Raw genomic sequence first — 26,294 nt, 5'->3', positions numbered from 1 at the left:
GCGGGCACGTACGTCCTAAGCCGCCACTTCCTCGGCGCCCGCCAGCCGCAGGCCGATCTCCCGCAGGCCTTCCAGGTCGTGCACGTCGCCGGGCAGCGCCGTGACGTCGACCATGGGCACTTCGGGGTGCACGGACACGAAGCGGTCGCGGGTGCGCCGTTCACGCGCGACCACCTGCATCCGTTCGGCGTGCAGGCGCAGGAGTCCGGCGGCGAGCCGTTCCGAAGGTGCCTGCCGGTCTCCTTCCGTACGGTCCTGGGTGCCGTCGGGGGTACCGGCATCAGCTTTCCCCGGCCGGTGATCCACAATGCGGGCGGCCGCAAGATTTTCCCCGCCCCGGTCCGCACCGCCCTGCTCCGGGCCGCCGTTGGCCTCCGCGAAGTCCTCCAGCGCCTCGGCCGCCGCAAGGGCGCGCTCGGCGGTCAGTTGGGCCGCCCCGCTGCTGTGCACCCGGTTGAGCACCAGGCCCGCGAGCGGCATGTCCTCGGCCGCCAGGCGCTCCACGAAGTACGCCGCCTCGCGCAGCGCGTCGCGCTCCGGCGCGGCGACCACCAGGAACGCGGTACCCGGCGCCTGGAGCAGCCGGTAGGTGGCGTCCGCCCGGGTCCGGAAGCCGCCGAACATCGTGTCCATGGCGGCGACGAACGTCTGCACGTCCCGCAGCAGGCTCGCGCCCATCACCTTGCTCAGGGTGCCGGTCATCATCGACATCCCCATATTGAGGAACTTCACCCCGGCCCGGCCGCCCACCTTGGCCGGCGCCATCAGCAGCTTGATGAACTTGCCGTCCAGGAAGGAGCCGAGGCGCTTGGGCGCGTCCAGGAAGTCCAGCGCGCTGCGGCTCGGCGGGGTGTCCACGATGATCAGGTCCCAGGCGTCCTGGGCCCGCAGCTGCCCCAGCTTCTCCATCGCCATGTACTCCTGCGTGCCGGCGAAACCGGCGGACAGCGACTGGTAGAAGGGGTTCTCCAGGATGGCCCGGGCCCGCTCGGGATCGGAGTGGTTGACCACGACCTCGTCGAAGGTCCGCTTCATGTCGAGCATCATCGCGTGCAGCGAACCCCCGGCCGACCCGTCGATCCCGTCGACCTCGCGCGGGGTGTTGTCGAGTTCGGTCAGGCCCATGGACTGGGCCAGCCGGCGGGCCGGGTCGATGGTGAGCACCACCGCGGTACGGCCGCGCTCGGCGGCACGCACGCCCAGCGCCGCGGCGGTGGTGGTCTTGCCGACGCCGCCGGAGCCGCAGCAGACGATGATCCGCGTCCTGAGGTCGTCCAGCAGCGGGTCGATCTCCAGCAGGGGGCTGTCCAGGCTCACTCGTCGACCTCGTTCGTCTCGGTGCCGTCGGTTCCGTTCGTGCCGGTGCCGGTGCCGGTGCCGGTGCCGGTGCTTGTGTCAGTGCCGGCGATGGACCCCGAGCCCCAGCCCTCGGGGTCGTCGGAGACGGTCCCGGTGGGCGCCCCCGGGTCGGGCACGGTGCCGGCCACCGCCTGCTTGCGCAGGCTCTCCGCGAGCCGGTACAGGCCGCCCAGGTCGACGCCGTCGCCGAGCAGCTCCAACTCACGTACCGGAAGCCCCAGCGCGGCGATCTCGGCCCGCTGCTCGCGCTCCAGGACCACCCGCTGGGCGTGTTCGTGGGCCTGGGCGAACAGCGGGTCCACCAGGCGCTCGGCCACCCCGCCGCGCCGGGCGCCGCCGAGACCGGCCTGCGAGAGCGCCTTGGCGACCGCGGCCCGGCGCTTGCCGTTGACGGACCGGCCGGAACCGGAGCCCGTCGCCGTACCGCCTCCCGTACCGGCCGCTTCGGCGCCCGGGCCGTCCGGGGAGACCACCTCGGCCAGCTCCACGTCCGCCAGCAGCACCGGCCGGACCATGTTGACGATGACCGCGCCCACCGGCAGACCGGCCGCCCGCAGTTCGGCGACCCCGTCCATGGTCTCCTGCACCGGCATCTCCTCCAGCAGCGTCACCAGGTGGATGGCGGTCTGCGGGGACTTCAGGACGCGCATCACGGACTGCGCCTGGTTGTATATCGGGCCGACCCGGGCCAGACCCGCCACCTCGTCGTTGACGTTCAGGAAGCGGGTGATGCGGCCGGTCGGCGGGGCGTCGAGCACCACTGCGTCGTACACCGGCCAGCCGGCCTTGTCCTTGCGGCGGACCGCCTCGCACACCTTGCCGGTGAGCAGGACGTCGCGCAGGCCGGGCGCGACAGTGGTGGCGAAGTCGATGGCGCCGAGCTTCCTCAGCGCCCGGCCGGCACGGCCGAGCTTGTAGAACATGTCGAGGTAGTCCAGCATCGCCAGCTCGGCGTCGATGGCCAGGGCGTGTACCTCGCCGCCGCCGGGCGCGGAGGCGATTTTGCGCTCCTCGTACGGCAGCGCCTCGGTCTCGAACAACTGGGCGATGCCCTGGCGCTCCTCGACCTCGGCCAGCAGGACGCGCCGCCCCTCGGCCGCGAGGGCGAGCGCCAGGGCCGCGGCGGCCGTGGTCTTTCCCGTGCCGCCCTTGCCGGTCACGACGTGGAGCCTGACGGCGGATGACTGTTGAGCGCTCACCCTTGCGAGCCTAACCACTCGCGGGCCCGGCTACTCCGGGGACCGCCGCCTTCCGGCGGTACCCGGGCGCCAGGACGCGCGGTAAGGGCGCGGCCCGGCGGCGGGAAACGGGGTACGGCCGGGTCCCCGGCCTGCGCTCGGGCCGGGGGTGACGCGGGCCGAAGGCGCGTCCCGGGCGCCGTCCGGCGGCGCGCGGGAAGGCACTAAAGTCGCGGTATGGCGAAGAAGTGGGAATACGCGACCGTGCCGCTGCTGGTGCACGCGACGAAGCAGATCCTCGACACCTGGGGCGAGGACGGCTGGGAACTGGTGCAGGTCGTGCCCGGGCCCAACAACCCGGAGCAGCTGGTGGCGTACCTCAAGCGGGAGAAGCAGGCATGAGCGTGGCCGCGCGGCTCGCCGAACTGGGACTCACGCTGCCGGAGGTCGTCCCGCCGCTCGCCTCCTACCAGCCCGCCGTGCGCTCCGGCCGCTACGTGTACACCTCCGGCCAGTTGCCGATGGTGGACGGCAAGCTGGTGGCCACCGGCAAGGTGGGCGCCGAGGTCGCCCCGGAGCAGGCCGCCGAACTCGCCCGGATCTGCGCCCTCAACGCGCTGGCCGCGGTGCGGTCCGTCGCCGGGGACCTGGACCGGGTGGCCCGGGTGGTCAAGGTGGTCGGCTTCGTCGCCTCGGCCCCCGACTTCACCGGGCAGCCCGCCGTCGTCAACGGCGCCAGCGATCTGCTCGGCGAGGTGCTGGGCGAGAAGGGCGTGCACGCCCGTAGCGCGGTGGGTGTCGCGGTGCTGCCGCTGGACGCGCCGGTCGAGGTCGAGATCCAGGTCGAGCTGACGGAATAGCTCCGGGCGGTTCCGGCCGAACGGTGCTGAGCGGCGGGCCGAAGAGCGCCGACCGGCTGTCCGAGCGCTGACCGAACGCCGGCCGGACAGCGCTTACCGAAGTGCCTCGGGAGCCGTATCCGACGCAATTGCGACGGGTCCCCGGCACCGGCGGCCGGGACACCGGCGCATCGCACGTCCGGGCCCGGCCACCGGGCCCGGACGGACGCACTCTCGAACATTTCGCCGCAGGCACGTAGGCTCCGGCCCATGACCTCGATGAACGGTCCGGCGCTGCCCGCGTCCTGGCCCGACCGGGTCCGCGCGCTGAGCCGGGGTGAACTCACCGCGGTGGAGCCGAAGCCCGCGGCCACCGTGCTGCTGCTCCGGGACACCCCGGACGGGCCGGCGGTGCACATGCTGCGCAGACGCGCCTCCATGGCCTTCGCCGGGGGCGCGTACGCGTATCCGGGCGGCGGCGTGGACCCGCGCGACGAGCGGCCGGTGGGCTGGGCCGGGCCGGCCCTGGACAGGTGGTCGGCGGCGCTGGGGGTGCCACCGGCGCACGCGCAGGCCGTGGTGTGCGCCGCGGTCCGCGAGACCTTCGAGGAGTCCGGGGTGCTGCTGGCCGGACCGGACCCGGAGACGGTCGTGGCCGACACCACGGGCGCGGACTGGGAGGCCGACCGGGCCGCCCTGGTCGCCCACGACCTCGCCTTCGCCGACTTCCTGGCCGGCCGCGGCCTGGTGCTGCGCTCGGACCTGCTCGCGCCCTGGGCGCGCTGGATCACCCCGGAGTTCGAGGCACGCCGCTACGACACCTGGTTCTTCCTCGCCCGCCTCCCGGAGGGCCAGCGCACCCGGGACGTGTCCGGCGAGGCCGACCACACCGTCTGGCTGCGCCCGGCACAAGGTGTCGCGGGTTACGACCGCGGCGAGCTGACCATGCTTCCGCCGACCATCACCATGCTGCGCGACCTGCTGCCGTACGACACCGCGGACAGCGCCCTGGCCGCCGCCTCCGCCCGCGACCTGACGCCCGTCCTCGCCCGCGCCGTCCTCGACGCCTCCGGCGAGGTCGTGCTGCGCTGGCCGGGCCACGACGAATTCACCACGGTCTTCGGGACCGGCCCGAGTACCCGGGACGACACAACGGACGCTGCGGACGCGACGGCCGCGGCAAAGGTGACGGACGCGACAGGCACACGAGGCGCCATGGATGCGACCGACGCAATAGCGGCGGGAAACGCCGTACGGGCGGCCGCCGCGCAGGACCCCGTAATCGCCCCCGACGGCGCCGCACAGGCGGCCGGCACCGAGGAGAGCGCCCGATGACCGCCTTGACGCCCCCCGGGCAGCCGCAGACGACCATCGGCGGCTGGGCCACCGCCCGCGCGCTGTGCGTACTGGCGCCGAACCCGTCGCCGATGACCCTGGACGGCACCAACACCTGGATCGTCACCGAGCCGGACTCCCCGCTGGCCGTGGTCGTGGACCCGGGCCCGCTGGACGAGGGCCACCTGGCGCGGGTGGCCGCCGCGGCGGAGGAGGCGGGCAAGCGGATCGCGCTGACCCTGCTCACCCACGGCCACCCCGACCACGCCGAGGGCGCGGCCTGGTTCGCCGAGCTGACCCGGACGCCCGTACGCGCCCTGGACCCGGCACTGCGGCTCGGCGACGAGGGTCTGGGCGCCGGGGACGCGGTGACCGCGGGCGGCCTGGAGTTGCGGGTGATACCCACCCCCGGGCACACCTCGGACTCGCTGTCCTTCCACCTGCCGGCCGACGGCGCCGTCCTGACCGGCGACACCGTCCTGGGCCGCGGGACGACACTGGTCGCCCATCCCGACGGGCGGCTGGGCGACTACCTGGACTCCCTGCGCCGCCTCCAGGCCCTCACGGTCGAGGGCGGGGTGGACACGGTGCTGCCCGGCCACGGGCCCGTCCTCACCGATGCCCGCGGCGTCGTGGAGTACTACCTCGCGCACCGCGCCAGCCGGCTCGCCCAGGTCGAGACCGCCGTCGAGGCCGGCCACCGCACCGCCGCCGAGGTCGTCGCCCATGTCTACGCCGATGTGGACCGCGCGCTGTGGCCCGCCGCCGAGCTCTCGGTCCGCGCCCAGCTCGACTACCTGCGAGAACACGGACTGATCGACCTGCCATGACCGCTCTGCCGCCCGACCCCGCACTGCCCTCCGCTGCCGCCGAGGCGCACGCGCCCGAAGGGGACACGCTCCCCTCCTCCGACAACGCCGCCGGCAACGCCGCCGTCCCGCCCCGCTTCGACCCCTGGTCCGCCGCCTTCGTGCGCGACCCGTACCCGGCCTACGACGCCCTGCGCGAGGCGGGCCGGGCGCACTTCTTCGCGCCCAGCAACCAGTGGCTGATCCCGCACTACGACGACGTCAGCGCGCTGCTGCGGGACCGCCGCCTTGGCCGCACCTATCTGCACCGCTTCACCCACGAGGAGTTCGGCCGCCAGGCGCCGCCGCCCGAGCACGAGCCGTTCACCACGCTCAACGGCGAGGGGATGCTCGACCTGGAGGACCCCCGGCACGCCCGGATCCGCCGCCTGGTCGCCAAGGCGTTCACCCCGCGCATGGTCGAGGAACTGGTGCCCACTGTGCGGCGCCTGGCCGCGGAGCTGATCGGCGGGCTGTACGCGGACGGCGGCGGCGACCTGCTGGCCCGGGTCGCCGAGCCACTGCCGGTCGCCGTGATCGCCGAAATGCTGGGCATCCCGCCCGCCGACCGCGGCCTGCTGCGGCCCTGGTCGGCCGCGATCACCGGCATGTTCGAGCTCAACCCGTCGCCGGAGACGGCCCGGCGGGCGGTGCGGGCCGGCGAGGAGTTCTCCGCGTACCTGCGCGAGCTCATCGCCGCCCGTCGCCGCGACCCCGGCACCGACCTGATCAGCGCGCTGATCGCGGCCCACGACGACGGCGACGTGCTCAGCGAGCAGGAGATGGTCTCCACCGTGGTGCTGCTGCTCAATGCCGGGCACGAGGCGACCGTCAACACCACTGTGCTCGGCTGGCTGGCGCTCTTCCACCACCCCGACCAGCTCCGGGCGGTGCGCGAGCGGCCGGAACTGCTGCGCGACGCGGTGGAGGAGATGCTGCGCTACGACACGCCGCTCCAGCTCTTCGAGCGCTGGGTGCTGGACGACATCGAGGTCGGCGGCACGGTGATCCCGCGCGGCGCGGAGGTGGCGCTGCTGTTCGGCTCGGCCAACCACGACCCCGCCAGGTTCGCCGAGCCGCACCGCTTCGACGTCTCCCGGCCCGCCGCGGACAACAAGCACCTCACCTTCGGCGCCGGGATCCACTACTGCCTGGGCGCGCCCCTGGCGCGGGTGGAGCTGACCGCCTCCTTCGGCACCCTGCTGCGGGACGCGCCCGGGATGCGCCTGGTCGCCGAACCCGAGTGGCGCCCCGGCTACGTGATCCGCGGCCCCCGGGAAATGCTCGTCACCTGGTGACGGCCGGGAAAACGCCGCCTTGCGCCGGGCACGACCCGTCACAAGGCGACGGGCGGGACGGATCGGATGGGTGGGAGACGGATCAGCAGCGCGAGCCGGGAAAGACGGGCAGAGCCCTCACCTGGGCACCGTCAGCCGCCACGCCGACGGCTGCACCGTCCAGGTGCGGGTCCGTACCGGCCCGGTGATCGCCGAGTCGGCCCGGTAACGGAAGTCCCGGCCGGAGACCGTGATCGTCCGGGCCCGGGCGCTGACCTGCGGTCCGTCGCTCTCGGAGCGGCGGACCAGCACCTCGGCCAGGGCCGGCCCGGCCGAGGGGGAGGTGCGGACCGAGACCTCGTGCACCGGCTGGTCCAGGTCGGCCAGCACCACCCCGTCCGCCTCGACCCGCAGCCGCTGGCGGCGCGGCGGCTGGTGGCCGTTGACCGGGATCGGCGCGGTCAGGGTGCGCACCAGGGAGCGGGCGGTCTTCTCCACCGGCGTCCACCAGTGCGCGGCGGTCTGCGAGACCGGGTTGCCGCACGGGATGCTCAGCGCGCCGAGCACGATGCCGCCGGACTCGTCGAGGAGCAGGTCCATCTCCCGCGGCTCGCCCTCCAGCACCGCCCGGGCCGCGGCCGGGACCTGCCCCGGCACTCCCAGGGCCAGCGCCAGCGCCGAGCGCGGGCCGATCGGCACCATGGACACCGGCGCGTCGCCCAGGGTGCGTTCGCGGTGCAGGGTTCGCACGGCCCGCAGCAGCGCGGCGTCGTCGCCGAGCACTACGGGGTGCCGTCTGCCGCGGTGGACCAGCGCCCGTTCGACCTCGGCGGCCGACTCGGGCAGTACGAACTTGACGGAAGCCGCGCCGGCGACCAGCACATCCTTGGCGATCCGAACGGATTCGCCGTCGGTGGCGCGCGCCGTGGGGTCGATGACCACGAGCAGGGGATGCCCGGCCGGGACGTGAGCCGACACCTTGGTCCTTCCTCAGGTAAAATCTCGGTGCAAGAGCCCCTTGCGCCTTTGCGTCAGGGGCTTCGTCTATTCCGGGGCAGGTTCGACGGCTCTCTGCACGTTGGACATGCCCCGCCCGGAAGGGGTGTACGCCTGTGCCCGCACTTGTGCTGCTCGGTGCTCAGTGGGGTGACGAGGGCAAGGGAAAGGCCACCGACCTGCTCGGCGGTTCCGTGGACTACGTCGTGCGGTACCAGGGCGGGAACAACGCCGGTCATACGGTGGTCGTCGGCGACCAGAAGTACGCGCTGCACCTGCTCCCCTCCGGGATCCTCACGCCGGACTGCGTCCCCGTCATCGGCAATGGTGTCGTCGTCGACCCGGCCGTCCTGCTCTCCGAGCTGAGCGGGCTGAACGACCGCGGCATCGACACCTCCAAGCTGCTGATCAGTGGTAACGCGCACCTGATCACGCCGTATCACCAGACCATCGACAAGGTGACGGAGCGTTTCCTCGGCAAGCGCCGGATCGGCACCACCGGGCGGGGCATCGGGCCGGCCTACGCGGACAAGATCAACCGGGTGGGCATCAGGGTCCAGGACCTGTTCGACGAATCGATCCTCCAGCAGAAGGTCGACGCGGCCCTCCACGACAAGAACCAGATCCTGGTCAAGATCTTCAACCGGCGGGCGATCAGCACCGCGCAGGTGGTGGAGGAATACCTCGGGTACGCCGAGCAGATCAAGGACTACGTCGCCGACACCGCGCTGGTCCTCAACAACGCCCTGGACGAGGGCAAGGTCGTGCTCATGGAAGGGGGCCAGGGCACGCTGCTCGACGTGGACCACGGCACCTACCCCTTCGTCACCTCGTCCAACCCGACGTCAGGTGGCGCCTGCACCGGCAGCGGCGTCGGCCCCACGAAGATCACCCGGGTGATCGGCATCCTCAAGGCCTACACAACGCGTGTGGGCTCCGGACCGTTCCCCACCGAACTGTTCGACGACGACGGCGCCCGGCTGCGGACCGTGGGCCGCGAGTACGGCGTCACCACCGGCCGCGACCGCCGCTGCGGCTGGTTCGACGCGGTCATCGCCCGCTACGCCACCCGCGTCAACGGCCTGACCGACTTCTTCCTCACCAAGCTCGACGTGCTCACCGGCTGGGAGCGCATCCCGGTGTGCGTGGCGTACGAGATCGACGGCCGCCGGGTCGACGAACTGCCGTACAGCCAGACCGACTTCCACCACGCCAAGCCGGTGTACGAGTACCTGCCCGGCTGGTCGGAGGACATCAGCAAGGCCAAGACCTTCGCCGACCTGCCCCAGCAGGCGCAGGACTACGTCAAGGCGCTGGAGGAGATGTCGGGCGCGCCCATCTCCGCGATCGGGGTCGGCCCGGGCCGCACCGAGACCATCGAGATCAACTCGTTCGTGTGATCCGGTCGGCCGGCCCCCATGCGGTCCGGCCGACCGCAGCCGAACGGCCGGCCGCCGGGGGAGGGCCGGCGGATCAGCCGGCCCTGCGGTAGGTCAGCGGCGCGCGGTCGCCGTCCGCGTTGTCGCGGCGCAGACGGTTCGCGTCGAGCAGGGTCAGCACGGTCGCCTCACCCGGGTTGCACGAGCCGGCCGGCGACCCGCTGAACACCTTCGACGGGCTGAGCTCCACCCTCGGCGCCGTCGACGTCACCCGCATCGACCACACGCAGTGGTACGAGGGGCTGTCGCCGCGCAGTTCGGCGGTCCCGTCCGGGCGGATCATCAGGGTGCGGGTGTTGACGCCCAGCTCCGTGGTGAACGACGTCAGCCAGGTGCCGACGTAGCCGGCGGGCAGGACCGGGCCCGTGGCCGGGTTCCGCGCGGCGGTGGAGCGCCCGCCGGACGGGGACGGACCCGGGGCCGCCGGGCCCCCGCCGTGGTGCTCCAGAACGGCCACCAGAGCGGTGGCCCCACCGGCCACCACGGCGACCGCGGCCACGGTCCCGATCAGCCGCCCGCGCCGGCGCCGCCCCGGCGGCGGCACCGGGTCGGGCTCGTCCGCGACGGACCCGAAGTGGCCGGATGCTTCGGCGGGCAGAGTTGGTGCGGTCGGCGCGGTGGTGACGGTCGGCGCCGGGGCGTACGGCGGCTCGGACCGTACGGGCGCGGCAGACGTCATGGGTTCGACCGGCTCGACGGGCCGCAGCGGCTCCACGGGCGCCGCCATGGCTGCGGGTTCGGGCGCAATGGTGGCGGCGTTCGCACGGGCCGCCGTCGCCGTGACGACGGCCGCCGCGGGTTCGGCGGGTGCCGGGGCCGGGACCACGGGCAGCGAGCCGGTCCCGTCCGCCTCCAGTTCGAGCAGCCGGACCGCGTGCCGGCCCAGCCGCGCCACTATTGCGCCGGGCAACCAGGGTTCGTCGGCGGGCGGGGCGTCGGCTCCGGCGGGCGCAAGGGCGGCGGCCATGTCCCGTACCCGGTCGAGGGAGGGCCGCTCCTGCGGGTCCTTGACCAGGCAGGCGGCCACCAGGTCGCGCAGGCCGGCGGGGACGGCGGTCAGGTCCGGCGGCTCCTGGGCGATGCGGAACATCTGGGCGTGCACCCCGCTGCTCGCGGCGCCGAACGGCTGGAGGCCGGTGGCCGCGTAGGCGAGGACCGAGCCCATGCAGAAGACGTCGCAGGCGGAGGTGAGCCGGTCGCCGCGCACCTGCTCGGGCGACATGAAGGCGGGCGAGCCGACCATGCCGCCGGTGCCGGTGAGCGAGGCATCGGTGACCGTCTCCAGGGCGCGGGCGATGCCGAAGTCGATCACCCGGGGTCCGTCGATGGTGATCATGACGTTGGACGGCTTGAGGTCGCGGTGGATCAGCCCCGCCGCGTGGATGTCGGCCAGCGCCCGGGCGAGGCCGGTGGCCAGCACCCGTACCGACCGCTCGGGCAGCGGCCCGTGCTCCCTGACCACCTGGGAGAGCGAGGGACCGGCGACGTAACCGGTGGCCACCCACGGGATCTCCGCCTCGGTGTCGGCGTCCAGGACGGGCGCGGTCCAGGTGCCGCCGACCCGGCGGGCCGCCTGCACCTCGCGCCGGAAACGGTCCCGGAACTCCTCCTGGGCGGCGAGTTCGGCCCGCACCAGCTTGACCGCGACCGTGCGGCCGCGGGCGGAGCGGGCCAGGTAGACGATGCCCATGCCGCCGGTGCCGAGCCGGCCCAGCAGCCGGTAGGCGCCTATGCGGCGCGGATCGTCGGTCCTCAGCTCGTCCATGGCCGCCCGCTCCTCCCCCGTACGTGTGAGGCGAAGGATAAGCGTACGAATTCCGGTCGCAGCGGAGCGACGCCGGTGCCCGGCCCGTGTCGCGGCCACCGTCCCTGTGGGCTCGTACGATCATTCGCCACTCATATACGTATGCCCCTCGCATATCGTGTGCGGAGGCCACACGGGTGTGCGATGCGTGCGCCGTACCGCGGGTACGGCAGGTACAGCAGGTGTGGCGGATGCGGGTGCGGAGAACGGGACGGGAGCGGCAATGGCGGAGGGCGGTACATCGCCGGTGCGGCGCAGCAGTCTGCGCCAGCAGATCGCCGACGCCCTGCGCGACGAGGTGCTCACCGGACGCCTCCAGGGCGGCCGCCACTTCACCGTCAAGGAGATAGCCGACACCTATGGTGTCTCGGCCACCCCGGTGCGCGAGGCGCTGGTCGACCTCGCCGCACAGGGACTGCTGGAGGTCGAGCAGCACCGCGGCTTCCAGGTGCGCCGGCTGACCGCAGAGGACTTCCGCTCACTGACCGACGCCCAGGTGTTCGTCGCCGAAGCCGCCTTCCGGCACCTGTCCGAGCACGGCATGGGCGAACTGGCCGCGGCGGACCTCGCCTCGGTACGGCGCCGCGCCGTGGACGCCGCCCGCGCCGCGCAGGCCGGCGTCCTCGACGTACTGATCGGCTGCGACCTGCGGTTCTGGCGGGAACTGGTGGCCATGGGCGGCAATCCGCACATCAGCGAGTTCCTGGACCGGATGCGGGCGCAGACCTGGATCTACGCCGTGCCCCACCTGCGGGCGCTGCCCGACCTCGCCGGGGTGTGCTGGTCCGACCACGTCGCGCTGGTCGGCGCGGTGGAGGCGCGCGACACCGAGACCGCGCGGCGGCTCACCAAGGAGTACCACCGCCACATCCGGGCCCTCATGGACAAGCTCGCCCCGGCGCGCTCCTGACGCGGCAGGCACGGTCGCCTTACGCTTGACGCCCCGGCCCATCGGAGGGCCGGTTCCCCGGACGGACGGAGAGACGTACGTGGCCTGTGACCTGTGGCTGGTGCCGCTCGTGGACGTGCTCTGCCACAGTCCGGAGAATCCGTTCTCCGAGGAACTCGCCCGGTACGACCAGGCGTTGAGCGACGCCGGGCAGCCGCCCGTCCCCGTCTACAGCTACATGCCGGGCCTGTCCGGGGACGTCGCGCCCATCGCCTGCTTCGACTACGACGCGCTGCACTTCCTGCGCCGCGCCTATCTGCTGACCCTCCAGGGCCTCGAAGTCACCCCGGTCGACGCCCTGGGCGGCGACTACGAGCAGTTGCTCGAGATGTTCGAGTCCGCCGCGCAACGCTCGCACCTGGTGTGGCACTACGACCACGCCGGCGCCTATGTGCCGCTCGACTTCCCGCACCCGGTCGCCAACGACGAACTGCTCGCCGGCGGCGGCCCGTTGGGCTCCAGCCACGGCCTGCTGCGCGAACTGGAGCTGGTCGCCCCCGCGATCGGCATCGACCCCGTCCACCCGCCGGCCGCGCCCGCCCCGCCGGACCGCCACACCGACCTCGACGAACCGGCCGTCGTCCCCTCCGCCTCCTTCGGCACCGGCCCCTTCGCCCGCGAGCACCACGTATGGCTCGGCCTGCACGCCGCCGCCACCCGGTCGCTGGGCCAGGGCTCCATGATCGTCTTCAGCTAGCCGCGCGACAGCCGGCGACGCGACACCATTGCGGCGGCCCGCGCGGGCCGCCGCAATGGTGCTCCGAGCCGACGGGTGCGTACGCCCGGCGCGGCGCATCAGCGCGGGCCCTCCGGCGGGCGCTGGCGGGGCATACTCGGCCGGGGCGCCAGGGGACCCGGACGCGGCACCGCAGCGACGACCGGCGGGCCGCCCAGGGCCGCGGACTGGACCCGCAGCACGGCCGCGCCGGCCCCGAACTCCGCCATCCAGTCCACCGTTTCCATCCGGACCAGGTCGGAGACCTCCTCGGTGAAGCGCCGCAGCATGACCAGGCAGCGCTCGGCGGCCTCCGCGGCCGTCCCCTCGGTGGGCCCGAGCACTTCGCGGACGCTCTCCGCCGCCCAGTCGAAGCGCAGCGCCTCCAGACGCCGCTGCACCGCCTGCGCCGTGGCCACGTCCCGCATCCAGCCCGAGGTCAGCCCCAGCACCCGGTCCAGGCCCAGGCACACCACCGCGCCGAACAGCACCACGTACCCCCACGCCGTGCCCGCCTGCCCGGCCGCGAGCCCCACCAACGGCACCCCGACACCGACGGTGACGCACCCGGCGGCGGCGACCCGCAGCGCACGGGCGCCGCGCCGCTTCCAGACCCGGTCGCGCAGATACCACTCGCAGGTGCGCAGCGCCCCCTCCTCCGTCCACCGGTACAGCTCGGCCAGCCGCCGGGCCGGTTCCCCCCAGTCGCCCAGCGGGAAGGGCAGCGGCCACAGGTCCTCGTGCCGGTGGTGCAGCGCCCGCCGCAATGGCTCCTGGCCGGGACCCTCCCCGGCGAACTCGTCCGGCTGGCTCACACTGCCCACTCCCTCGCTCCCCGTGCACCTGCCCGTGTCGTGAAGCTCTCTTCTTACCGCCGAACGGCTGAGCACGGAGCGCCGATCCCGGCGTATCGGCCGGTAAGGGCCATGTGATCAGGTATAGGGCGAGGCACCTTGTTTTCCGCGATCGCTCGAAAGAGTGAGGAAGGGCGGCCGGCGGGCGGCCACTACCCTGGTGCGCGTGAAGCTCCTCGTCATCGGTGGCGGCGCCCGCGAACACGCCCTGTGCCGTGCCCTGTCCCTCGACCCCGACGTCACCGCGCTGCACTGCGCCCCCGGCAACGCCGGCATCGCCGAGGTGGCCGCGCTGCACCCGGTGGACCTCCTGGACGGCGCCGCGGTCGCGGACCTCGCCGAATCCCTGGGCGCCGACCTGGTGATCGTCGGCCCCGAGGCGCCCCTGGTGGCCGGGGTCGCCGACGCGGTACGCGCCCGCGGCATCGACTGCTTCGGGCCGTCCCGGGAGGCCGCCGCGCTGGAGGGCTCCAAGGCGTTCGCCAAGGACGTGATGGCCGCCGCAGGGGTGCCGACCGCCCGCGCGTACGTGTGCACCACCCCTGAGGAGATCGACGAGGCGCTGGACGCCTTCGGGCCGCCCTATGTCGTCAAGGACGACGGTCTGGCGGCGGGCAAGGGCGTGGTCGTCACCGCCGACCTGGACGCCGCCCGCGCCCATGCGCTGGCCTGCGGCCGGGTGGTGATCGAGGAATACCTCGACGGACCGGAGGTGTCGCTGTTCGCGGTCACCGACGGCGAGACCGTGGTGCCGCTCCAGCCCGCGCAGGACTTCAAGCGGGCGCTCGACGCCGACCAGGGCCCCAACACCGGCGGCATGGGCGCGTACTCGCCGCTGCCCTGGGCCGCCCCCGACCTCGTCGCCGAGGTGCAGCGCACCGTGCTGGAGCCCACCGTGGCCGAGATGCGCCGCCGCGGTACCCCCTTCTCCGGCCTCCTCTACGCCGGGCTGGCCATCACCTCCCGCGGCGTGCGGGTCATCGAATTCAACGCGCGCTTCGGCGACCCGGAGACCCAGGTGGTGCTCGCCCGGCTGCGCACCCCGCTGGCCGGCCTGCTGCGCGCCGCCGCCACCGGGCAGCTCGCCGGCCACCCGGCGCTGCGCTGGACCGACGGCGCCGCCGTGACCGTCGTCATCGCCTCGCACAACTACCCCGACACCCCGCGCACCGGTGACCCCATCACCGGCCTCGCCGACGTCGCGGAAAAGGACGAGCACGCGTACGTGCTGCACGCGGGGACGCGGGCCGACGATCAGGGGCGGGTGGTGTCGGCGGGCGGGCGCGTGCTCTCTGTTACGGCCACTGGGCCTGACCTGGGGAAGGCGCGGGAGCGGGCGTATCGGGCCGTCGACCGGATCGGGCTCGACGGGTCCCATCACCGGACGGACATCGCGCTCGAGGCGGCCGGGCGGTAGCCATTGGTGGGCGGTTCGCCCGGAGTGCCCCGAAGGGGCGCGGGGAACTGCGCGCTCAGCCACTGACGGCCGGTGGTCCGGATGCGACAGCAACTGCCCCTTTGGGGCGGTGGCGACCCGCGCCACGGTGGGGGTGCCTCCCAGGCCGAAGGCTCTGGGGGAGGGCTGGTCGCGCCCACGCGGCGCCAGCCGCATATCGACTACAGCCCCGCGCCCCTTGGCAGTCCCGGCGTGCCGCCGCCCGCAGGCGGTGCCCTGCGCCTCTGGCTACTCGCGGCGAGCCGCACCTCGCATGGATCCCCCGCGCCCCCGCTGGGGCACTCCCGGCGAGCCGCACTCCGCATGGTCACCCTCGCGAAGTTTTTGTCAGAGCCACTCCATGGAGTGATGGCTAGGCCATACGGATGACTCTCGCCGGGCGGCGGAATTAGGGTGCCCGCAGGCTCACCGGGGACGCGCCGCAGGCCGTTGCGGCAATCAGCCGTACGGCATTGCGATGTCGGTGGGCGGTGCGACAGTGGGGGGAGGCCGCCGCAGGGGCGGTCGCCGCGACCGCAGGGGGTGACCGCTGATGGCCGGTGAGGCAGGCGAGGGCGTCGCGCGGGCCCGTGCCCTGGCGGTACTGCGGATCCGCGGCGCCGCGCTGGGCACGGCGCTGCTGCCCGCGGCCGGCGCCGTCGTGCTGCACGGTGCCGCCCTGTCCGGGCGGCTCGGTCCCGGCTGGGACGCGGTGCGCTGGGGGGTCACCGGGGTCGCGCTCGTCGTGCTGGCGGTGGCGGCCGGGGTCGCCGCGGTGATCGTACGGGCCAGACCGGCGGTCAGCCCCACCGTGCCGGTCACCGAATCCGCCGCCCCCGAGCTGTACCGCATGGTGCGGGATCTCGCCGACCGCCTCCAGGTGCCCGCGCCGCCCGCCATAGAGCTGACCCCCGACTGCGACAGCTGGCTGGAGGAGCGCCGTGCCCGGCCCGGCGAGCCCGCCCCGCCCGCGCCCGTGCTGGTCATCGGCTCGCCCTTCCTGTGGTGGATGCGGGTGGCCGAACTGCGCGCGCTGCTCGCCCCGGTCGTGGCCGGCACCGGACCCGCCGCCGATCCGGAGATAGCGGCAGCGCGCCGCTTCGTACGCGGCCTGGACGCGGCGGCGGGCGTCGCGGCGGCCGGGACGGCGGCCGGCCACCCGGGACACCGGCTGCTGCGCCCCGGCTACGCCTTCCTCGGCTGGTCCGCCCGCCTGCTGCTACGCGCGTGCAGCACCCATGCGGCGGAAATGGAACGGGGAGTGGCCGCAGCCGCCTCAGAGCGTGCCCAGGCCGTCGACTACGGGCTGCGGATCGTCGCCCAGGAACAGGTCGGCCTGGCCTACGCCGGCTGGGACCGGCTGCTCACCCGGGTCGCGCTGCCCGCCTGGCGCACCGGCCGCTGGCCGTCCCGGCTGGACGCGGGCGTGGTCGCCGCGCTCACCGAGCTGTCCCGGCGCGACCGGCTCGCCGACGGCTTCGAGACCCGGCTCGGCGAGCGCCCCGCCTGCGACCTGCTGGAGGAGCCCGGCATCGTGGACGAGGCGGTGTCCCTGCTGGCCGCCGGGATCTTCCACGGGGTGCCCGCCGAGGCCGCCCCGGAATGGGCGCCGGTCACCTGGGCGCGCTACCCCGAGGAGGTGGTGGACCGGATCTGGCGCAGCGAGGCGGCCCGTCTCATACGGGTCCTGGACGAGGTAAGACCTTCCGCCGTCCCGGGCCCGGCCCGCGGCCGCGAACCGGCCCGCCTCAAGGGCAGCGTCCTGCTCGGCGAGGAGCCCGAGGGCGTCGCCACGCTCGCCCGCATCATCGACCGCCTGGCGGCGGGCGGCAGCGAGGAACTGGCGTTCCGGATCAGCGCCCTGGCCGCCCAGGACGAACCCCTTCGCCCCGCCGCGCCCGCGCCGGTCTACCAGCTCCTGCCGCGCCGTACCCATCACGAGCTGCTCGCCGACCACGTGGCCGCCGCCGTCTGCTGCGCCGCCATCGACACCGCGGGCGCCGCCGCCGGCCTCGACTGGCTCGACGGGCCCACCCTGATGGTCGCCAACACCCGTCGCAACGACCTGTCCTTCCCGGTCCTGCGCCTGGTCGAGAACGGCGACCCCGCCCCCTTGCGCGCCTGGCTCACCGCCCTCGGCGTCCACCCGGAGAAGCCGCTGCGGCTGGGCCGCGTCTGAGCCACTGTCGGTCGGTTCCGTGACAATCGCTGTCGTCACGATCACCGAACCGACCGGAGGCCACCGTTGTCCTCGATCCATGACTTCGCCACCTGGGAGCCGCTGCTGAGGCTGGCGTGGGCCTCGAACGCGGGGACCCTGGCGGTTCCCGGCGGCCATGCGGCGGGCCGGATCGGCCGGGGCTACTCGAGTACGTCCGGGCCTCAGCGGGTCCTGCAGCCCGGACATGCCGCCGCCCGGGTCGGCGACATTCCGGACGAGAAGGACGCGGTGCAGCGGGTACGGGACGCGCTCGCCGACTCGGGCACCGACGACATCGCGTACGCGGCGGAGATCACGGCCTCCGGCAGTGCCGTACTCCATGTGATCAACGGCAGTCCCGCGGCGGAGCCCGGCGTCGCCGACCCGCACCCCGGGGCGCTGATATTCGTCGAGGGCGCGCTCCCCGAGCCCTGGCGCCGTCTTCCGGATCCGGTGCCCGGGGCGGCGCCGGCCCCGTCGGCCGATCCGGCGCTGGTGGAGCGGGCGCTGCGCGAGCGGTTTCCCGACGCCATAGGCGCGAGTGAGGCGGAGATCGCCGCGGCCGAGGCGCGCCTTGGTGTCGCGTTGCCCGACGAACTGAAGGCCCTGTACCGGGTGACGCGGGCGCGGTGGGAGGACTGGGGCGAGGGCGACGAGGCATGGTGGCGCGTTGTCGAGGCGGTCGGCTGCGAACTGTTGCCCCTCGACGAGGTGTACGTCGCCGACGCACGCTCGCGCCTCACTCCGTGGCGGTTCGCCGCCATGGAGGCGATTGAGCCCCGGCCCGGCGGCGCGGTGCAGCAACTGGTCGGATCGCCCGGCTGGATCGTCTTCGGCGACGCCGACGGCAGCCGTATCGCGGTCGACCTGACGCCCGGCCCGCGCGGACACGTCGGGCAGATCATCCACGTGAGTCACGAGGACAAGGTCGGCGCCGGCCTGGTCGCCGACTCCCTCGCCGACCTGGTGATGCACGTGGACTCGACCGCACCGTACGGCGACCGCTCCACGGAGCCGTCGCCGGTCGCACACGTCAACCGCGTCAGCCTGCAGAGCATCGAAGCCGCCGCCCATCCCGGCCTGGAAGTCCTGAGCATCGGTGTGTGGGACGGCGAGCCGTTCAGCCTCGCGGCAGTCCTCGGGCTGCCCCGCCTGCGCACCCTCAGCGCCTACCCGGGCACGCTCGCGGACCCGCTGGAGATCGCCGGGCTGACCGGGCTGGAGTTCCTGAACCTCGCCCCCGACGACTGGCGGGTCCTCCTCGACGCCGGAGCCGTGCCGCGCGGTCTGTCGGCCGCCGCCATCGAGGTGCGGAACGACCGTCACCCGCTACCGGTGATCGACCTCGCCAACGAACTGCTCGCCCTCTGGGACCGCCCCCCGATCACCTGGACCACCCTCGAAGGGCGCCTCGGGGAGTAGCCGGCGCCCTGGTGACGTATCGGGCGGAGTCCGGTCGTAGGCGCGGCCCCCCGTGGCAGGCTGAGACGGCCGTGCGACGAACTGTAGGGGGCATGGCGCACAGGGGGCGAGGGGAGCGGGCGTGGCAAGGGCGCGACGGCTGATCGGTTACGGCGACGCGGTGGTGCTGCTGGGCGGTGACCCCGCCGGGCTCGCCGCCCTCGACCAGGCGCTGGGCGGGACGCTGGGCCTGCTCACCGGGGGCGTGAGCGATACGGTCCTCGGTCTCGCGGGCGCCCAGGGCCGCGTCCTGCGCATCGGCCGCGATCTGCTGGGGCGGTTGCGCCGCACCCTCGGCCACGACAACCGCGCCACCCGCACCGAGCGCATCGCGGCGGCCCACGCCGTCCTGGTCGTCACCGCCTATTTCGAGGCCGTCCAGGAGACGGACGTGCCCTTCGACTGGGCCGAGGTCGAGCTGACCCGGCAGGACCAGGTCGCCCTCGCCACCGGCACGGGCAACGCGGCGCAGGACGCCGGGCGGGATCCGGGGCGCGCGCTGAGCGCCGACCCGCCGCCGATGCCGTCGCCGCACGTGCCGTTCGAGGAAGCACTGGACGAACTGCAGACCTGGTACTGGACGCTGACCGCGCGGCTGCTGAGCTTCCTGAACGGCCTGGCGGTGTGGGACCGCCTGGACGAGACGCAACGACAGGCCATGACGGACACCTTCAGCGAGAACGTCGTGGCCGCCGCCAAAGAGCGCTACCAGGAGTCCTACGCCCGCCTCGCCGCCGAGATCCCCGAATTCGGCTTCTGGAGCGGCCAGGTGGAGCACCAGGCGACCCGGGCGACCGTACGTGAGGCGCTGAGCGGCGTGGAGACGCTGCTGGCCGGGCTGTCGCAGGCGCCGCCCGCCGTGGACGTGGCGGCCGCTCTGGAGACCACGTACCGGGCCGCGCTGGGCCGGCCGATCCTGGCCGAGGGCGAGGTCCCCACCGGCGTGGACCTGCCGGTCGTGGCGGACGCCTATCTCGACCCGCGCTTCCGGATCCGCACCGTCGGCGGGGCGGACGGCGGCAGCCCCTCCGACGAAGGGTGGTGGTCGCAGGCCGACGTGCGCGAGGACATCGGCGAGTACCTGGCCGGAGCGCTCACGGCGCCCATGGCGGCGACCGCGCCCCTGGTGGTGCTGGGCCAGCCGGGAGCGGGCAAGTCCATGCTGAGCAGGGTGCTGGCCGCCCGGCTGCCCGCCACGGGCTTCCTGCCGGTCCGCGTGGTGCTGCGCGAGGTGCCGGCCGAGGCGGGAGTGCAGGACCAGATCGAGTACGCGATCAGGGCCGCCACCGGCGAACGTGCGACCTGGCCCGACCTGGTCCGGGCGGCTCCCGGCCGGGTGCCCGTCGTCATCTTCGACGGCTTCGACGAACTCCTCCAGGCCACCGGCGTCAGCCAGTCCCGCTACCTGATGGACATCGCCGACTTCCAGCAGCGCGAGGCCGACCAGGGACGCCCGGTCGTCGCCATAGTGACGAGCAGGACCGCGGTCGCCGACCGGGCCCGCTACCCCGAGGGCTCGGTGGCCCTGCGCCTCGAACCCTTCGGCGAGGAGCAGATCGCCACCTGGGTGACGATCTGGAACCGCACCAATGAGCGCTATTTCGCGACGAGCGGCCGCCGCCCATTTCCCGTCGCCATTGCCGCCAGGCAACCCGACCTGGCCGGCCAGCCGCTTCTGCTGCTGATGCTCGCCCTGTACGACGCCACCGAGAACGCCCTCCAGCGCGACACCACAGGCGCGTTGGACGAGGCCGATCTCTACGAGGACCTGCTCACCTCGTTCGCCGCCCGCGAGGTCGGCAAGTCGGAGCCCGCCCTGCGGCCCGGCGACCTGGACGCCCGCGTGCAGCGGGAACTCGAACGCCTCTCCCTGGTCGCCTTCGCCATGCTCAACCGCCGCCGTCAGTGGGTCACCGCCGACGAACTCGACGCCGACCTCACGGCCCTCCTCGGGCCCGCTCCCGTCGCCGAGTCCGGCTTCCGTAGTTCCCTCGCCCAGGCCGACATCGCCCTGGGCCGGTTCTTCTTCGTCCAGCGCGCCCAGGCATTACGCGACGAACGGCGGCTGGCCACGTACGAGTTCCTGCACGCCACCTTCGGCGAGTACCTGGCCGTCCGGCTCGCCGTCCACGTGCTGCACCGCCTCCTCGACCAGCGCTCGGCCCTCTTCTCGGGTCCCGCACGCACCGACGACGACCTGCTGTACGCGCTGCTTTCGTACGTCCCCCTGTCGTCGCGTCAGATGTTCCGCTTCGTGCGCGCCCGCATCGGCCGCATTCCGCCGGAAGACCGCGCCCGTCTCGCCGATCTCGTCGTCCAGGTCCGCGCTGCAGCCTCCGAACGCACCCAGCACGCCCACGCCGATTACCGGCCATCCCTACGCGCCACTGCCGCCCGCCACGGCGTCTACGAGGCGAACCTGGTCCTCTTGCTGCTCGCACTCACGGGCGGCTTCACCGCGGGCGAGCTTTTCCCGGAGTCCGACGACCCGGCCGAGAACTGGCACCGTCACGTGCTGTTGTGGCGGTCGTCCTTCGACGAGGCGGAGTGGACGGCCTTCGCGCTGACCCTGCGGCTGCGGCGCACCCGGACGGCAGACGGCCGCGAACTGAGGATCGAGCACGCCGCGGACCCGGGCGAGCCGCCGGAACCCGTCGACGTGTACTGGGTGACCGGGAGCCGGCCGGAGCCCGGCACCGGGATGATCTGGTCCAGGCCGTATGCGCCCGACGTGCGGCGCAAGATGGACGTCTCCGGTGGGACCAATGACGCGATGATGCTGCACGTCCTTGAGCCGCTCTTCGAGCTCCTGGGAGCGGAACTGATGACGTTCATGGGCCAGCCCGACTGGCCGGCAACCTCGTTGGCGCACGACCTGTTGCGCATCTGGCTGTTGGGCGGCGTCGGGGCGCCGGCGACGGTGCTGGAGGAGCGGTACGACTACGCCTCGTTGTTCGTCGTCCAGCGCTACAGCTCCCGCAATTCCGGCCTGTTGCTGCTGAGCCTGCTGGAACGTGACGTGCGCTTCCTTACTCCGGAAGCGGTGGCCTCCGCACTCGTCGGACTGGAGCCCCGGCTCGACTCCGACGACGCAACCGTCGCCGAGCGCATCCTGCCCGTCGCACTGACATCGCTTCTGATGCGGCCGTCCGAAGGCGCGTACGACCTGTTGCTGTCCCTGGCAGTCCGGGCCGCCCGGCTCCTTGCGCCAACAGCCGGCCAGGGCTGGCGCCAGGCCGACGACCGCGCCTGGTCCGCTTGGACCAAGGTCCACGACCACGGCCTGGCCCGCCAGGTCTACGGCGAGGACCCCGGCCACGTCCTCCTCGACTGCGACTTCGACGCCCTCCCCCCGGCCCTCCGCTACCACATCCACCGGGTCGCCGCCCTGCACTACCCCGACATCTCACTCCCCGACCCGGAGCACACCCCCACCCCCTGAGCGCGCCCTTTGTGCAACCGGACGCCCTGAGCACAACCCACCCCCTCTCACCGTGTCTGCTGAATCCGACCGCGCGTGGCCGGAAAATATCCAGCAATCCGCACGAACAGTGACCGGGGAAGCGCTGAGTGTGATGTGCTGACCCTTGCGGACGCATAATTGCATGGGAACCCGCCGATCGACGTGACCTGGACGGGCACGGACGGGTGTCGCCGGAGTCGTACGGGCGCGAACCGGACGGACGGCGGGCGGGGCCGGGAGGGGAGCCGCGATGAGCGCGGGGCAGGTACGGCGCTGGGAGTCGGGAGCGCTGGCGCACGGGGCGGCGGATCCGTTCGGGCAGGGGCCGTTGCCGTGGTTGCGCACGGACCCGCAGTACGCGGACACCTCCGGTCAGGGCGTGCCGTGGTACGTGGACCTGGAGGCGAGCAGCGGCAAGGCGCCGCGCAAGCGCAGCCCGGGGCCGTGCACGGCGGACGACGTGCGCGGGCAGATCAAGGGCTTCGCGTCGAAGGGCGCGGTGGCGCCGGGGGAGGCGGTGGACTTCCGGATCACCGTGACCCCGCCGCAGGAGTTCACCGTCGACGTCTACCGCATCGGGCACTACGACGGGGACGGCGCCGCCCAGGTGACGGCGAGCCCGCGGCTGGCGGGGATCGCGCAGCAGCCGCCGCTCACGGCCGGGCGGACGGTGTCCTGTCACCACTGGTGGCAGTCCTGGCGGCTCCAGGTGCCGCCCTCGTGGCGACCGGGCGCCTATGTGGCGGTGCTGACCAGCGCCGACGGCTACCGCAGCCATGTGCCGTTCACCGTACGGGACTTCACCGGGCCGACCGCCGACCTGCTGCTCCTGCTGCCGGACGTCACCTGGCAGGCGTACAACCTCTATCCGGAGGACGGCCGCACCGGCGCCAGCCTCTATCACGCCTGGGACACCGAGGGGCGGCTGCTCGGCGAGGAGGAGGCGGCCACCACGGTGTCGTTCGACCGGCCGTACGCCGGCGCCGGGCTGCCGCTGCACATCGGGCACGCGTACGACTTCATCCGGTTCGCCGAGCGCTACGGGTACGACCTCGCGTACGCCGACGCGCGCGACCTGCACGCCGGGCGGATCGATCCGACGCGGCACCGGGGCCTGGTCTTCCCCGGGCACGACGAGTACTGGTCGGTGCCGATGCGCCGGGCCGCCGAGGCGGCGCGCGCGGCCGGCACGTCGCTGGTGTTCCTGTCCGCCAACACCATGTACTGGCAGGTGGAGTTGGGGCCGTCGCCCGCCGGGGAGCAGGACCGGCTGCTGAGCTGCCGCAAGCGGCGCGGGGACGGCCGGACCACGGCCCTGTGGCGGGACCGCGGCGAGCCGGAGCAACTGCTGCTGGGGGTGCAGTACGCCGGGCGGGTGCCGCGGCCCTCGCCCCTGGTGGTGCGCAACGCGGACCACTGGCTGTGGGAGGACTCCGGGGCGGCCGAGGGCGAGGCGATCCCCGGGCTGGTCGCGGGGGAGGCCGACCGCTACTTCCCGCGCACCCCGCTGCCGGACTTCACCGAACGCGTGCTGCTCGCCCACTCGCCGTACGACACCGGTGACGGCCGCCGCGCCCACCAGGAGACCTCGCTCTACCGGGCGCCCAGCGGCGCGTACGTGTTCGCGTCCGGCACCTTCGCCTGGTCGCCGGCGCTGGACCGGCCCGGCCACGTGGACTCCCGCATCCAGCGGGCCACCGCGAACCTGCTGGACCGGATCTGCAAACGGGACTGAGCGCACCGGCGGTCCGCAGCCGGTGACCGGCCCTCACCCTCCCGCGGGGTTTTCCACAGGCCCGCCGTACCCGGACGCGCTCGGGACGCCGAGGTGCGCGAGAATCGGGAGCCGAACCACAAGTGGGAGGCCGACCGTGTCCGGATTCGTCGACAAGCCCGAGCCAGTGCAGGTGCCAGGCCTGGAGCACCTGCACACCGGGAAGGTGCGCGACCTGTACCGCAACGGTGCGGGGGAGCTGGTGATGGTGGCCAGCGACCGCATCTCGGCGTACGACTGGGTGCTGCCCACGGTGATCCCCGACAAGGGCCGGGTGCTGACCCAGCTCTCGGTGTGGTGGTTCGACCAGCTCGCCGACCTGGTGCCGAACCATGTGATCTCCACCGAGGTGCCCGAGGGCGCCCCGGCCGACTGGGCGGGCCGCACCATGGTGTGCCGGCCGCTGCGGATGATCCCGGTGGAGTGCGTGGCCCGCGGCTATCTGACCGGTTCCGGGCTGAAGGAGTACGAACGGGACCGCACGGTGTGCGGACTGGCCCTGCCCGACGGCCTGGTGGACGGCTCGGAGCTGCCCGCGCCGATCTTCACCCCGGCCACCAAGGCGGAGGTCGGCGAGCACGACGAGAACGTGTCGTACGAGGAAGTGGCCCGGCTGGTGGGCACCGAGACGGCCGCGGAGCTGCGGCAGACCACGATCGCGGTCTACTCCCGGGCCCGGGAGGTGGCGCGCGACCGCGGACTGATCCTGGCCGACACGAAGTTCGAGTTCGGCACCGACCCGGCCGCCGGGGAGGGCGCGGGCGAGCGCCTGGTGCTGGCCGACGAGGTGCTCACCTCGGACTCCTCGCGCTACTGGCCGGCCGACCAGTGGTCGCCCGGCATTCCGCAGCCGTCCTTCGACAAGCAGATCGTCCGCGACTGGCTCACCTCGCCGGCCTCCGGCTGGGACCGCGCGGCCGAACAGCCGCCCCCGCCGCTGCCGCTCGAGGTCGTGGAGCGCACCCGGGCCCGGTACACCGAGGCCTACGAGCGGCTCACCGGCTCCCCCTGGCACTGACCCGCGGCCGCGGGGCCCGTACGGCCCCGCGCCAACGACAAAGGCCCCGGTCGGAATGACCGGGGCCTCCATCTTCTGGAGCGGACGACGAGATTCGAACTCGCGACCCTCACCTTGGCAAGGTGATGCTCTACCAACTGAGCCACGTCCGCAGGCCGTGCAGACACTGTACCCGATGGCCGCGCGAACCCCGAAACCGTTTGTCGCGGCGCGCCCCCCGGACGCCGGACCCGGCAGCGGCAGTAGGTCCAGAAGTGGTGGCAACACGAAGAAGCCCCCGGCCTTCCGGCCGGGGGCTTCCCCTCTATGGAGCGGACGACGAGATTCGAACTCGCGACCCTCACCTTGGCAAGGTGATGCTCTACCAACTGAGCCACGTCCGCATGCACTGCGATCACTGTATCAGTGACCAGAGCGGGTGACAGGAATTGCACACTGCCCCTCCCCCCTGGAAGGGGGGCGCTCTACTACTGAGCTACACCCGCACGTTCGCTGACCTGGGCTTTCCGGTTTCCCGGCCCCCCGTCGGCGGCGTGATCCACACATTAGCGGAAGAGTGGGGGTGGCTGTCCAATCGGCTGGTGGTCGGCCGGTGGCCAAGCTCGTGGTCGGCCTCCCGGCACCTCCCGGCCGCCGCCCGCACACCTGCCCGACAGCCGTCCGGCGCGGCCCCCGGGCACCTCCCGGGAACCGCGCCGGACACTCACGTACCGTTCAGCTCGCCTTGTTGAACGCCTCGTACACCTTCTTGGGGATCCGGCCGCGGGCCGGCACTTCGAAACCGTTCGACTGCGCCCAGGCCCGCACCGTGGCGGGGGTCGGGGCAATGGGGGTGCGCTTGTAGGCGCGCCCGGAGAGGGTGCGGCGGCGCCCGGCCTCCACGTAGGGGGCCAGGTCGTTGCGCAACTTGTCCGCGTTCTCGGCCGAGAGGTCGATCTCGTACCACTGCCCGTCGACGCCGAAAGCGATGGTTTCCGCGGCTACGCCGCCGTCCAGATCGTCGGCGAGGGTGACCAGTACGCGTTGCGCCATAGGATCGGTCCTTTCTCACAGCACCGGCTGCCGCCAGCGACCCCGGTGGGGACGGCCGAGCCGACTGGTGCAGTCGCTGTCGACAAGTTTTCATTTGTCGGATGTCACGAAATGGGGACGTGGGGCGCCCGTTGTCGCTGTTAATTCCCGCGGGGGGCGCCGGGCAAGCGTCACCGCACGGGGACCCTATGATTTTCCGCTGCGTTCTCCCAAGCATTTCGTCAGCCGATACATAAACGTGATCCGCCCACTACGAACGATGCGTGGCGACGCCACCTATATCTACCCGCGTAGATTTCGTCACCGGGTACGCTGGCA

Annotated in this window: 19 protein-coding genes, 3 tRNA genes and 1 pseudogene; 14 read left to right on the top strand and 9 right to left on the bottom strand. The window is 73.3% G+C overall.

Going from position 1 to position 26,294, the window contains the following annotated elements; genetic code table 11:
• Window positions 1-15 precede the first annotated feature (15 nt).
• Complete coding sequence (bagB, locus tag ITX44_RS31395; RefSeq protein WP_205361515.1) at window positions 16-1,317, bottom strand: ATPase BagB; 1,302 nt, start codon at window positions 1,315-1,317, stop codon at window positions 16-18.
• Entirely contained in the window at window positions 1,314-2,558 is a 1,245-nt protein-coding gene (gene bagA / locus ITX44_RS31390) for an ATPase BagA (protein ID WP_205361513.1), read from the bottom strand. The genes bagB and bagA overlap by 4 nt, the downstream gene beginning before the upstream one ends.
• A gap of 216 nt (window positions 2,559-2,774) precedes the next feature.
• Between bagA and sp36 the strand changes: the two genes are divergently transcribed.
• From sp36 to ITX44_RS31365, 5 genes and pseudogenes are all read left to right on the top strand, one after another.
• Window positions 2,775-2,939, top strand: a complete 165-nt coding sequence (gene sp36, locus ITX44_RS31385; RefSeq protein WP_073494871.1) for a Sp36 family protein — start codon at window positions 2,775-2,777, stop codon at window positions 2,937-2,939.
• Window positions 2,936-3,397, top strand: a complete 462-nt coding sequence (locus ITX44_RS31380; RefSeq protein WP_205361511.1) for a RidA family protein — start codon at window positions 2,936-2,938, stop codon at window positions 3,395-3,397. Before sp36 ends, ITX44_RS31380 begins: the two co-directional genes overlap by 4 nt.
• A 249-nt stretch (window positions 3,398-3,646) precedes the next feature.
• Window positions 3,647-4,534, top strand: a pseudogene (locus ITX44_RS31375) (NUDIX hydrolase); the annotation flags it as partial.
• 173 nt (window positions 4,535-4,707) lie between these two features.
• Entirely contained in the window at window positions 4,708-5,541 is an 834-nt protein-coding gene (locus ITX44_RS31370; RefSeq protein WP_205361510.1) for an MBL fold metallo-hydrolase, read from the top strand.
• Window positions 5,538-6,857 carry a cytochrome P450 gene (locus tag ITX44_RS31365; RefSeq protein ID WP_205361508.1) on the top strand — a complete coding sequence of 440 codons (1,320 nt, stop codon included), beginning with the start codon at window positions 5,538-5,540 and terminating at the stop codon, window positions 6,855-6,857. The genes ITX44_RS31370 and ITX44_RS31365 overlap by 4 nt, the downstream gene beginning before the upstream one ends.
• A 117-nt stretch (window positions 6,858-6,974) precedes the next feature.
• Here the strand turns inward: ITX44_RS31365 and ITX44_RS31360 are convergent, their stop codons facing one another.
• A complete protein-coding gene (locus ITX44_RS31360) occupies window positions 6,975-7,814 on the bottom strand; it encodes a diacylglycerol kinase family protein (protein WP_307795580.1) in 840 nt (279 codons plus the stop codon).
• 134 nt (window positions 7,815-7,948) lie between these two features.
• On the opposite strand from ITX44_RS31360, the gene ITX44_RS31355 reads away from it, so the two are divergent.
• Window positions 7,949-9,232, top strand: coding sequence for an adenylosuccinate synthase (locus ITX44_RS31355; RefSeq protein ID WP_205361506.1), 1,284 nt, complete (start codon window positions 7,949-7,951; stop codon window positions 9,230-9,232).
• 73 nt (window positions 9,233-9,305) lie between these two features.
• Here ITX44_RS31355 and ITX44_RS31350 read toward each other — a convergent pair whose 3' ends face one another.
• Window positions 9,306-11,036: a serine/threonine-protein kinase gene (locus ITX44_RS31350; RefSeq protein WP_205361504.1), complete on the bottom strand. Its 1,731-nt coding sequence runs from the start codon at window positions 11,034-11,036 to the stop codon at window positions 9,306-9,308.
• 262 nt (window positions 11,037-11,298) lie between these two features.
• On the opposite strand from ITX44_RS31350, the gene ITX44_RS31345 reads away from it, so the two are divergent.
• On the top strand, window positions 11,299-11,985 hold the full coding sequence (locus tag ITX44_RS31345) for a GntR family transcriptional regulator (RefSeq protein WP_205361502.1): 687 nt from the start codon (window positions 11,299-11,301) through the stop codon (window positions 11,983-11,985).
• A 79-nt stretch (window positions 11,986-12,064) separates the two neighbouring features.
• Window positions 12,065-12,721, top strand: coding sequence for a putative DNA-mimic protein (locus tag ITX44_RS31340; protein ID WP_205361500.1), 657 nt, complete (start codon window positions 12,065-12,067; stop codon window positions 12,719-12,721).
• 98 nt (window positions 12,722-12,819) lie between these two features.
• On the opposite strand, the gene ITX44_RS31335 is transcribed toward ITX44_RS31340, so the two are convergent.
• Complete coding sequence (locus ITX44_RS31335) at window positions 12,820-13,554, bottom strand: SLATT domain-containing protein (protein ID WP_205361499.1); 735 nt, start codon at window positions 13,552-13,554, stop codon at window positions 12,820-12,822.
• A gap of 205 nt (window positions 13,555-13,759) precedes the next feature.
• Between ITX44_RS31335 and purD the strand changes: the two genes are divergently transcribed.
• The 6 genes from purD (at window position 13,760) to ITX44_RS31305 (ending at window position 24,944) form a co-directional block, all read left to right on the top strand.
• Window positions 13,760-15,010 carry a phosphoribosylamine--glycine ligase gene (gene purD, locus ITX44_RS31330; protein WP_205361497.1) on the top strand — a complete coding sequence of 417 codons (1,251 nt, stop codon included), beginning with the start codon at window positions 13,760-13,762 and terminating at the stop codon, window positions 15,008-15,010.
• Between the two features lie 571 nt (window positions 15,011-15,581).
• Window positions 15,582-17,207, top strand: a complete 1,626-nt coding sequence (locus ITX44_RS31325; protein WP_205361495.1) for a hypothetical protein — start codon at window positions 15,582-15,584, stop codon at window positions 17,205-17,207.
• 66 nt (window positions 17,208-17,273) lie between these two features.
• Window positions 17,274-18,650, top strand: coding sequence for an SMI1/KNR4 family protein (locus ITX44_RS31320; RefSeq protein WP_205361493.1), 1,377 nt, complete (start codon window positions 17,274-17,276; stop codon window positions 18,648-18,650).
• 121 nt (window positions 18,651-18,771) lie between these two features.
• Window positions 18,772-22,131: an NACHT domain-containing protein gene (locus ITX44_RS31315; protein ID WP_205361490.1), complete on the top strand. Its 3,360-nt coding sequence runs from the start codon at window positions 18,772-18,774 to the stop codon at window positions 22,129-22,131.
• 271 nt (window positions 22,132-22,402) lie between these two features.
• Complete coding sequence (locus ITX44_RS31310; protein ID WP_205361488.1) at window positions 22,403-23,887, top strand: N,N-dimethylformamidase beta subunit family domain-containing protein; 1,485 nt, start codon at window positions 22,403-22,405, stop codon at window positions 23,885-23,887.
• Between the two features lie 136 nt (window positions 23,888-24,023).
• On the top strand, window positions 24,024-24,944 hold the full coding sequence (locus ITX44_RS31305; RefSeq protein WP_205361487.1) for a phosphoribosylaminoimidazolesuccinocarboxamide synthase: 921 nt from the start codon (window positions 24,024-24,026) through the stop codon (window positions 24,942-24,944).
• Window positions 24,945-25,020: 76 nt separating this feature from the next.
• Here the strand turns inward: ITX44_RS31305 and ITX44_RS31300 are convergent.
• From ITX44_RS31300 to ITX44_RS31285, 4 genes are all read right to left on the bottom strand, one after another.
• Window positions 25,021-25,096 (bottom strand) — tRNA-Gly (locus ITX44_RS31300).
• A 155-nt stretch (window positions 25,097-25,251) separates the two neighbouring features.
• Window positions 25,252-25,327 (bottom strand) — tRNA-Gly (locus ITX44_RS31295).
• Between the two features lie 30 nt (window positions 25,328-25,357).
• A tRNA-Gly gene (locus ITX44_RS31290) sits at window positions 25,358-25,429 on the bottom strand.
• Window positions 25,430-25,658: 229 nt separating this feature from the next.
• Entirely contained in the window at window positions 25,659-25,976 is a 318-nt protein-coding gene (locus tag ITX44_RS31285; RefSeq protein ID WP_205361486.1) for a histone-like nucleoid-structuring protein Lsr2, read from the bottom strand.
• Window positions 25,977-26,294 lie beyond the last annotated feature (318 nt).

The organism is Actinacidiphila acididurans, assembly GCF_016918855.1.
GTDB classification, from domain to species: domain Bacteria; phylum Actinomycetota; class Actinomycetes; order Streptomycetales; family Streptomycetaceae; genus Actinacidiphila; species Actinacidiphila acididurans.
The sequence above is the reverse complement of the archived record's forward strand: the minus strand, read 5'-3'. Positions and strand labels throughout refer to the sequence as shown.